Source organism: Streptomyces sp. NPDC059201 (assembly GCF_042754585.1).
Classification (GTDB): domain Bacteria; phylum Actinomycetota; class Actinomycetes; order Streptomycetales; family Streptomycetaceae; genus Streptomyces.
The window spans coordinates 641,782-649,970 of record NZ_JBHZBB010000004.1 but is presented as its reverse complement, the minus strand read 5'-3'; the positions used below and the strand labels follow the sequence as shown (position 1 = coordinate 649,970).

Below are 8,189 nucleotides of genomic sequence, written 5' to 3'. Positions count from 1 at the left end.
CCACCCGGCCCCGCGCCCCCGGGAGCGCCCGGCGCCCCGGGGGCGCGGCCCGGGGCCGGCCCGGGCCCCCCCGTGGGGGGGGGCCGCCGGCCCGGGGGGCCGGCCGGACCACCGCAGATCCTCGGTCGTCACCCGAGAGGGGTTCCGAGGTGCGGCGGGGAGTCGGTCACGCCGTCTCCCACCGCGTCAGTGCGCTCGCCGGTGTCGTGCTCGGTTCCTCGGCCCTCAGGTGAGGGTGATGGAGGTGGCGACCGAGGCGGAGATACCGACACCGATGGAGACGCCGGTCCAGAAGCCGGGGGACTCCAGCGTCTCCAGCTCCTGCATCTCCAGCTCGACGAGCTCGGAGGCGGCGGCGGTCTCGACGGTGATCTGCTTGTCGCTCATGTCTGTTTCTCCTTGGGTGGGTTGAGGTTCTGAACGGTGGTAGGGCGCTGCTCAGGTGAGGGCGGCGGATATGCCGATCGAGACACCGGCGGAGAAGGCGACGCTGATGGTGCCCCAGCCCGGGGCCTCCAGGGCCTCCAGCTCCTGCATCTCGAGCTCGACGATCTCGGCCGTGGCGGCCGTGGTGATGTCCTGGTTCTCGTTCATCTCAGGTCCTTACGGAGTGGGTCGAGGTGAGGGGGGTGGATCAGGTGAGGGTGATGGAGACGCCCACGGAGACGCCGGCCGAGAAGGCGACGCTGAAGGTGCCCCAGCCCGGGGCCTCCAGGGCCTCCAGCTCCTGCATCTCGAGCTCGACGAGCTCGGCGGCGTTCTCGACGATGTCCAGCTTCTCGTTCATCTGTGTTTCTCCTCTGGTGAGTTGAGCGGTGAGTGGTGCGGTGGGTGGTGCGGGGTGTGAGCGACCGGTGAGGCCGGCTCGATCAGGTGAGGCTCCAGGCGACGGAGACGATCGAGATGCCGACGGAGACGCCGACGTTGGTGGCCCAGCCCGGGGCGTGCATGGCCTCGAGCTCCTGCATCTCCAGCTCGACGAGCTCGGCGGCGGGGGTGTCGAGGGTGATCTGCTTGTCGTTCATGTCTGTCTCCTTGAGAGAGTCGTCGTGTCGGGTGGTGCGTGAGGTGGTGCGTTTTCACCTCCGGGTCAGGCGCTGACGCCTGCCGGGAGGAGCTCGGGGTGGGGCTCGGTGGGCCCCGGTTCGGTGGCCTCGGTGAGGAGCGCGGCGACGTCGTCGGCGCTCAACCCGGTGAGGGTGGGCAGTCCGGCGCCCCAGGCCCGGACGCTGCGCAGGGCGATTCCGCGGCGCAGGTCGGGTGCGAGGCGTACGGTGCGGTCGACCTGCCAGCGGTGCATCAGCTGCCGCAGGCCGTCCGCGGGGTCGGGGGCGAGCCAGGGGTGCTGCCGGCGGAGCCGCGTCCACAGGCGGTGGATGCGCGCGGCGCTGCCGAAGCGGAGGTCTCCGTCCAGGGCCCGCTGCCACACGACCGGCCAGACGGCGGCGATGGCGCGCATCTTGGCGAGGCCGAGGGCGGTGGAGAGTTCGTTGGCGACGGCCCAGGTCTTGACGGCGTAGGGGCTGCGGCCGGTGTTGATGTGGCCGAGCTGGCTCTCGGCGCTGAGGGCGGCGACCCGGAGCCGGGCGGCCGCGGGGGCGGGCAGTCCGATGGTGACGTGCCGGGCGAGTTCGTCGCCGGCGAGGAGCAGTCCGGCGGCGAGTTCCTCGACGGCGGCGTCCTGTTCGGGCAGGTCGAGGGTGTCGCTGCTGTAGGGCATGACGGCCCGGAAGAAGGCTTCGAGGGCGCCGTCCATGAGGAGCGGTCCGGGCAGGGTCTCGGTGGCCTCGGCGGTGCGGAGGGCGGCGACCGGCCGGAGGCACTCGCCCATGACGAGGCGTTTGCCGCCGTCGTACGGGAAGCAGGCGACGGGTCCGGCCTCGGTGCCGGTGCCGAGGGTGGTGGGGACGGCGAGGACGTGGGCGTGGTCTCCCCAGCCGTCCGGCAGGGCGATGAGGCCGCTGCGCTGTCCGGCGGTGAGGTAGGGCAGGAGGTCGGGCCGGCGGCTGACGGCCGTGGCGAGCTTCGCGAGGTCGAGGGTGCTTCCCCCGCCGACGCCGATGATCAGTTCGCCGGGGGAGAGCCGGGCGGCGAGCGCCTCGACGGCCGGGAGGCCGCCGTCGGCCGGGGTGAGCGCCCGGGTGGGCACGATTCCGGCGCGGGCGATCCCGTCGAGGACCGCGCGGGTGACGGGCAGGCCGTCCACCGCGGGGTCGGCGAGGAGGGTCGCTCCGGTGGGGCGCAGCTCGCGCAGGAGTCCGGGGATCTGGTCGTACGTGTCGAGGACGGGGGAGGCCATGGGGGTCAGCTCCTCGTGGCGGCGGCCGGGGCGGCGCTCGCGGCGGCCGGCAGCAGGCTGTCGAGTCCCGCTTCGACGCAGGTCATGAGCTCGGCGACCTCGTCGCGGGAGTAGGTGAGGGCGGGCACGAGCTGCACGCCGGAGGGGCCGGGGTGGACGATGGCGCCCGCCTCGCGGATCGCGGTGACGAGTCCGGCGACGTCCTCGCCGGTGAGGGGGGTGCCGTCGGGGTGGGCGAGGCGCAGGGTGCGGAAGCAGCCGGTGCCGGCGGCGCCCGTGGCGAGCGGATGGCGGTCGATGAGGTCGGTGAGGCCCTGCTGGAGCCAGGCGGCGACGTTCCGGCCGGCGGCGACGGCGTCGAGCCGTTCCATCTCGGCGATGGTGGCGCTGATCGCGGCGCAGGCGAGGGCGGTGGCGCCCTGGGTCTCGGCGTGGGCGAAGGTCGTGTCGTGCTCTTCCAGCGCGCCGGTGACGCGGTGGGAGAGGACGAGGGCGGAGGCGGGGCAGGCGCCGTTGGTGAGGCCCTTGGAGGTGACGAGGACGTCGGGGCGGCCGGGCCAGCTCTCGGAGGCGAAGTAGCTTCCGGTGCGGCCGAAGCCGGTGGCGACCTCGTCGGCGACCAGGAGGTAGCCGTGTTCGTCGCGGAGCCGGCCGAGGGCGGCGACGTACTCCTCGTCGAGGGGGACGGTGCCGGTGCCGACGACGGGTTCGACGATCACGGCGGCGACCTGCCGGCCGAGGGCGGTCATGAGCCGTTCGAGTTCGGCGGTGTCGTTGGGGGTGACGTGGCGGATGAGCCGCTGGTCGACGCCGTAGATCCGCTGTCCGAGGTCCTCGCCGGTGAGGGCGAAGCCGCCGAAGGTGAGGCCGTGGAAGCTGCCGCGGAGGGAGACGACCAGGTTGCGCCCAGGGGCGCCCTGGAGGGCGTGGTAGAGCCGGGCGAGCTTCATGACCGCGTCGTTGGCGACGCCTCCGCCGGTGGAGAAGAGGACCCGGCTGTAGTGGTCGGGGCCGCTGACGCGGACCAGGTCCTCGGCGGCGCGGCGGGCGTAGACGTTCTCGAAGCGGAAGGAGCCGAGGTAGGAGGCGTTCCGGGCGGCTTCGCCGATCGCTTCGGCGATGCGCTCGTTGCCGTAGCCGAGGTTGACGTTCCACAGGCCGCTGTCGGCGTCGAGGACGGTGCGGCCGTCCGCGAAGGTGACGCGGTGTCCCGCGGCCCGGGTCGCGCAGAGCCGGTCGTCGCCGTGGCTGGAGGGCGGGATGAGGTAGGGCCAGAGCGCGGTCATCGGGTGGCTTCCGTGGTCAGGAGCGTCACGCGGTGGCGCTCGCCGGGCTGGGTGAGGAGTTCGCGGGTCAGGACGGTCAGGCCGGCGGCGGCGAGTTCCGTCTCCAGGACGTCCAGGCCGATGACGCCGACCCGGTCGGTGCAGACCGTGACGGGGCTGTCGTCCGCCGGCGGGTCGGCGGGGAGCAGGGTGACGGAGCGGCTGTCGGCGCCGGCGGGCCAGTGCTCGTACAGCTCGTAGACGGTGCCGCCGTTGCCGGTGACACGGACGGCCGTCTCGTCGGGCCCGTCGTCGTCGCCGCGCTCCAGAGAGGTGAGCCGGAACCGGCCGCCGTCCGCGAGGTGGTCGAGGACGCTCCGGTACAGGCCGGCGCGGCCGTCGGCGTCGAGCAGGGAGAGCGAGGTGGTGCCGAGCAGGATGTGCGGGAAGCGGCGGCCGAGGGCGAAGGCGGACATGTCGCCCTGGACGACGGTGCAGCGGGAGCGCATCGAGGCGGGTGCCTTGGCGAGCTCGGCGTGGAGCAGGCCGAGCATGTCGGCGGAGAGGTCGAGCGCGGTGACCTCGCGTCCGCCGGCGAGCAGCGGGAGGGTGAACCGTCCGGCTCCCGCGGCCAGGTCGAGGACCGGGCCGGGCGCGGTACGGACTCCGGTGAGCAGGGCCCGGGTCTCGATGTCGTCGTAGGTGGCGAGGTCCTGGTAGAGCGGGGCGCCGAGGGTGTCGTACAGGCCGCAGTGGCGGGCCCGTGCGCCGAGTCCGGCGATACGGAGGGAGGCGAGGGTGGTCGTGCCGTCGGGGGCCGCGGGGGCGGGTGCGGTCGCGGTGGTCATCACGCGGCCGCCGGGACGGGCAGGGGCAGGGGGAGGTCGATGGCGTGCCGGGCGAGGAGTTCGGCCGTACGGTCGACGTCCTCGGCGGGTACGAGCCCGTCGGCGCGGCCGCCGGTGGCGAGGAGGCACTCCAGGGCCCGGGCGGCGCGGACGTCCAGGGTGAAGAGGCGGCTGCCGGCGACGACGTACGCCTCCTCGTCGCTGTACAGCACGATCGGCAGGGCGGCGTCGGCGAGGTCGGCGTCGGCGCCGGTCGCGGCGAGCCCGGGGGTGAGCCGGGAGCCGAAGCCGGAGACGCTCAGGCCGGTGACGCCGCGGGCCATGAGGCTGCGCAGGGCGGTGATGGCGGCCAGGTACCGGGGCAGGTGGGCGCGGTGGGAGGGGTCGGAGCCGGCGGCGCCGCCGGGGAGGGCCGCGTGCCGGGCGGTGAGGGTGTCGAGGCCGTCGTCGACGGTGCCGAGCACCGCTCCCGTGGGGGAGAGGGAGACCTGGCCGTCCGGGCCGGCGTAGAGCCGCAGGGCGGGGCCGTCCTCGGGGTGGCCGCCGCCGCCGAGGGCGTCGGGGTCGGCGAGCAGGACGGAGGAGGTGACGAGGAACTCGGGGAAGGCGCCGGTGGCGAGGGCGCGGTCGGCGTCCGCGACGAAGGCGTCGTGGTCGGCCTCGTCGAAGACGCGGACGACGGTGGGGCCGAAGACCGTCATGAAGGGGCTGGCGGCGTAGGAGTGGGTCTGGAGGAAGAAGTCCTGGCCGTTGGAGAATTCGCCGCCGGGTTCGGTGAGGGTGCCGTCGTAGGCGGTGGTGCCGGGCGGGACCTCGTCGGCGTATCCGGGGACGAGGACGAGGGTGTCCGGTCCTGCGAGCCCGGAGGCGGTGACGGCGGGCAGGTGGGCGGCGTCGGCGAGGACGAGCGTGCGGGTGCCGGAGGCGGGGGCCGGGGCCGGCGGGTCGAGCGGGGTGCCGGTGGCCCAGGAGATGAGGTGCTGCTTGAGCCGGCGGCGGGCGATGTCTGCGTCTGTCGTGTCCATGCCAGAAGATCCTTCGTCTGTCCGTGCCCCGTCTGCGGCTGGGCGTCAGGGTGAAGTGGTCGCGGGGAGGGTGATGCGGGGGTGCGCCCGTCAGGGGGCGGTGACGGCCTGGAGGATCGCGGAGAGGTCGGAGAGCGACTCACGGGGTCCGAAGAGCTTGTGCACGGCGGTGGTGTTGAGGACGACCTCGTCGACCCCCGCCTCCTCGTACGCCCGCAGGCCCTTCACGACCTGCGCGAGGTCGCCGCCGGCGAACGCGCCGGTCTCCACGACACCGCGCGCCACGTCCGCGAGCCTGCCCGACCCCACGTCGACACCGGCCCTCCCGAGCATGTCCAGATAGTGCGGGGCCTGCATGTGGGCGGCGTTGCCCGCCACGGCCAGCCGCTCGGGCGCGGCACCCTCCCGCCCGTCCTGTTCGAGGCCGGTCGGCACCATGGCGACCACCCGGGGCAGCGAGGTCCGGCCCGCGCGGGCCGCGCCCTCGGCGACCGCCGGCAGGATCACGTCCCGCAGGTAGCCGGGCGGGGTCAGCCAGGTGATCACGACGTCCGCGACCTCACCGGCGAGCCGCGCCATGCCCGGCCGCAGCACTCCCAGGCCCACGTCGACCCGGGGCGCCGCGGCGGGGGCGAGCTGCCCCCGGAAGGTGTAGTGCGGGCCCTCGGCCTCGACGGTCTCCCCGTCGAGCAGTCCCCGCACCGCCGTCACGTACTCCCGCGCCACCTGGAGGGGCTTGGCGTACGGCGCGCCCAGGATGTTGGCCTGGAAGGCCGGCGAGCCGGGGCCGAAGCCCGCGATCACCGTCTCCCCGGTGGCCAGGGCCACCGACCGGGCCTGGAGCGCCGCCTCGTACGGGTGGCGCAGCGGCATCAGCGTGACGCCGAACCCGGTCGGGACCCGGAAGCCCGCCCCCGCCATGCCGGTGAAGGTCTGGTGCGGCTCCATCACCATCGCCTGCCCCTGCCAGAGCCGGGCGGCTCCGGTCCACCGGACCAGACCGGCGAAGGGAAGGGCCTGCTCCAGCCGGCGGGGCACACAGGGGAGGAGCACGGAGTATTCGGTCACGGCGTCGGGTCTCCTCGGTCGGTGTCCGTCGGGTGGGCGGGGGAGGGCGGTGAAGGGGAAGCCGGGGGGCTTACTTCCAGTCGTTGTTGTTCTTCGGCAGCGGCAGCACGTCCGGCAGCAGGTCGCCGACGCGGCCGATCAGCTCGCGGACGTCATCGGCGACCCCGCCGAAGGAGAGACCGCCGAGCGTGCCCGCCGGAGCCTCGGCCACCGTGCGCTGCTGCGCCGCCGGCTCCTCGGCGGCGAAGGCCGCGCCCTGCGCGCCGGCGGCCAGCAGGCCGGCGGTCACCAGGGCCACGAAGGAGGCGCGCGCACGGCGGTGGGACGACTTCGTGGTGTGGCTCGTGGTGCGGTTCACGGCGGTCTCCTCGGTCCTGAAAGGGGGGCGTGCCCTGTGCGGCTCTGCTTCGCTTCCGCGCTGTTCGCGCTTTCGCTTGTGAGGAAGACTTTGCCGTCTCGTGGGGTCTCCGAGGGGGGTGATCGCGCGCAGCTTGCTGCACGCTCGCGTTCCTCATGTTGCACGTGCGGGACACAAGCAGCCGAACAAAACCGATGATTATCGGGCATTTCACCATTGACAGTCCAGTCCGGGCGGCTGAAGATTCCAACGGGGCAGACGTGACCGTTCGTCAAAGGGGGGGATACGTGAGCAACTTGCTCTCGTTTCTGGGAGTGAACGAGGAAGAGGAGGAGGCGTACCGCGCCCTCCTGCGCCGGGGGTCGGCCTCCGCGGCCTCCGGCAGACGCCCGGCCGAAGGGGAGGGGGCACCGGACGACGAGTCCGGGAGACCGGCCACCGCCCTGGAGCGCCTGCTCGTCCTGGGCCTGGCCACCGGCGGAGCGAACGGCGTGATCCGCGCGGTCCCGCCGGCGCGCGCGGTCGACGCCCTCGTCGAGAGCCGGCTGCGCACCCTGCGCGAGGACCTGGAGTCCGAGGCCACCCGCCGCTCGGTCATCGAGTCCCTGTTCATGGAGTGCTGGACCGCCGTGCCCCCGCCGCACGACGACCACGTCGGCGAGGGCCAGATGATCGCCCAGCTGCACGGCATCGACGCCGTGCGGGAGGCCATCGACGAGCTGACCTTCTTCGCCCGCACCGAGGACCTGACCACCGAACCCACCGGGGTCCTCGCGGAGGAGTCCATCGCGGTCTCGCACCCCATCAACATGCGGCTGCTGCGGCGCGGGGTCCGGCTGCGCACGATCATGGGCGCGGCGATCCTCCAGGACGAGCCCACGCTCACGTACATGCGGGAGCTGGTCTCGCACGGGGCGGAGGTGCGGGTCTCGCACCAGCCGATCGAGCGGGTGATCATCGTCGACCGCTCGGCGGCGCTCACCCCGATCGACCCGGCCCACACCGCGCGCGGCGCCCTCCTCGTACGCGAGCCGGGTCTGGTCGCGACGCTGGTCACGCTCTTCGAGCGGATGTGGGAGGCGGCGGACGAGCTGCCGAACCAGGAGGTCGACCTGCCGTCGGACGTCGAGCGGGAGATCCTCGCGATGCTCAGGGAGGCCGACAAGGACGAGACGGCGGCCCGCCAGCTGGGCATGTCCGTACGCACCTACCGGAAGCACCTGGCCGCGATCATGCGCCGGCTCGGCGCCGCGAACCGGGTGGAGGCGGCCCTCCTCGCGCACGAGAAGGGCTGGCTGAACTGACACCGAGGCCCCGCCCCCGCGA

General features: G+C 73.8%; 11 protein-coding genes. 1 reads left to right on the top strand and 10 read right to left on the bottom strand.

Features of this window, described 5'->3' with window-relative positions:
• Window positions 1-225 precede the first annotated feature (225 nt).
• The 10 genes from ACFXMG_RS17415 to ACFXMG_RS17370 form a co-directional block, all read right to left on the bottom strand.
• The gene (locus ACFXMG_RS17415) at window positions 226-387 is read right to left on the bottom strand and encodes a daptide-type RiPP (RefSeq protein ID WP_383823711.1); all 162 of its coding nucleotides are present in this window, start codon (window positions 385-387) and stop codon (window positions 226-228) included.
• A 51-nt stretch (window positions 388-438) separates the two neighbouring features.
• Window positions 439-594: a daptide-type RiPP gene (locus tag ACFXMG_RS17410; RefSeq protein ID WP_383823713.1), complete on the bottom strand. Its 156-nt coding sequence runs from the start codon at window positions 592-594 to the stop codon at window positions 439-441.
• 40 nt (window positions 595-634) lie between these two features.
• Window positions 635-787 (bottom strand): daptide-type RiPP, encoded by a 153-nt coding sequence (locus ACFXMG_RS17405; RefSeq protein ID WP_383823716.1) that lies wholly within the window; start codon window positions 785-787, stop codon window positions 635-637.
• 82 nt (window positions 788-869) lie between these two features.
• Window positions 870-1,025 (bottom strand): daptide-type RiPP, encoded by a 156-nt coding sequence (locus ACFXMG_RS17400; RefSeq protein ID WP_383823719.1) that lies wholly within the window; start codon window positions 1,023-1,025, stop codon window positions 870-872.
• Between the two features lie 65 nt (window positions 1,026-1,090).
• Window positions 1,091-2,299, bottom strand: coding sequence for a daptide-type RiPP biosynthesis dehydogenase (gene mpaC / locus ACFXMG_RS17395; protein WP_383823722.1), 1,209 nt, complete (start codon window positions 2,297-2,299; stop codon window positions 1,091-1,093).
• Window positions 2,300-2,304: 5 nt separating this feature from the next.
• A complete protein-coding gene (gene mpaD, locus ACFXMG_RS17390; protein ID WP_383823725.1) occupies window positions 2,305-3,585 on the bottom strand; it encodes a daptide-type RiPP biosynthesis aminotransferase in 1,281 nt (426 codons plus the stop codon).
• Window positions 3,582-4,412, bottom strand: a complete 831-nt coding sequence (gene mpaM, locus ACFXMG_RS17385; RefSeq protein WP_383823727.1) for a daptide-type RiPP biosynthesis methyltransferase — start codon at window positions 4,410-4,412, stop codon at window positions 3,582-3,584. Before mpaM ends, mpaD begins: the two co-directional genes overlap by 4 nt.
• Window positions 4,412-5,437, bottom strand: a complete 1,026-nt coding sequence (mpaB, locus tag ACFXMG_RS17380; RefSeq protein ID WP_383823730.1) for a daptide biosynthesis RiPP recognition protein — start codon at window positions 5,435-5,437, stop codon at window positions 4,412-4,414. Before mpaB ends, mpaM begins: the two co-directional genes overlap by 1 nt.
• Window positions 5,438-5,527: 90 nt before the next feature.
• Window positions 5,528-6,505 carry an LLM class flavin-dependent oxidoreductase gene (locus ACFXMG_RS17375; RefSeq protein ID WP_383823732.1) on the bottom strand — a complete coding sequence of 326 codons (978 nt, stop codon included), beginning with the start codon at window positions 6,503-6,505 and terminating at the stop codon, window positions 5,528-5,530.
• A gap of 70 nt (window positions 6,506-6,575) precedes the next feature.
• Entirely contained in the window at window positions 6,576-6,863 is a 288-nt protein-coding gene (locus ACFXMG_RS17370; RefSeq protein WP_383823735.1) for a hypothetical protein, read from the bottom strand.
• Window positions 6,864-7,150: 287 nt separating this feature from the next.
• Between ACFXMG_RS17370 and ACFXMG_RS17365 the strand changes: the two genes are divergently transcribed.
• On the top strand, window positions 7,151-8,167 hold the full coding sequence (locus ACFXMG_RS17365; RefSeq protein WP_383823738.1) for a LuxR C-terminal-related transcriptional regulator: 1,017 nt from the start codon (window positions 7,151-7,153) through the stop codon (window positions 8,165-8,167).
• The last annotated feature ends 22 nt before the right edge of the window (window positions 8,168-8,189 follow it).

Bases quoted from the DNA above. Each gene is read 5' to 3' on its own strand.
- mpaC (WP_383823722.1), bottom strand. From the start codon at position 2,299: ATGGCCTCCCCCGTCCTCGACACGTACGACCAGATCCCCGGACTCCTG.
- ACFXMG_RS17405 (WP_383823716.1), bottom strand. From the start codon at position 787: ATGAACGAGAAGCTGGACATCGTCGAGAACGCCGCCGAGCTCGTCGAG.
- mpaB (WP_383823730.1), bottom strand. From the start codon at position 5,437: ATGGACACGACAGACGCAGACATCGCCCGCCGCCGGCTCAAGCAGCAC.
- ACFXMG_RS17415 (WP_383823711.1), bottom strand. From the start codon at position 387: ATGAGCGACAAGCAGATCACCGTCGAGACCGCCGCCGCCTCCGAGCTC.
- ACFXMG_RS17410 (WP_383823713.1), bottom strand. From the start codon at position 594: ATGAACGAGAACCAGGACATCACCACGGCCGCCACGGCCGAGATCGTC.
- mpaD (WP_383823725.1), bottom strand. From the start codon at position 3,585: ATGACCGCGCTCTGGCCCTACCTCATCCCGCCCTCCAGCCACGGCGAC.
- mpaM (WP_383823727.1), bottom strand. From the start codon at position 4,412: ATGACCACCGCGACCGCACCCGCCCCCGCGGCCCCCGACGGCACGACC.
- ACFXMG_RS17400 (WP_383823719.1), bottom strand. From the start codon at position 1,025: ATGAACGACAAGCAGATCACCCTCGACACCCCCGCCGCCGAGCTCGTC.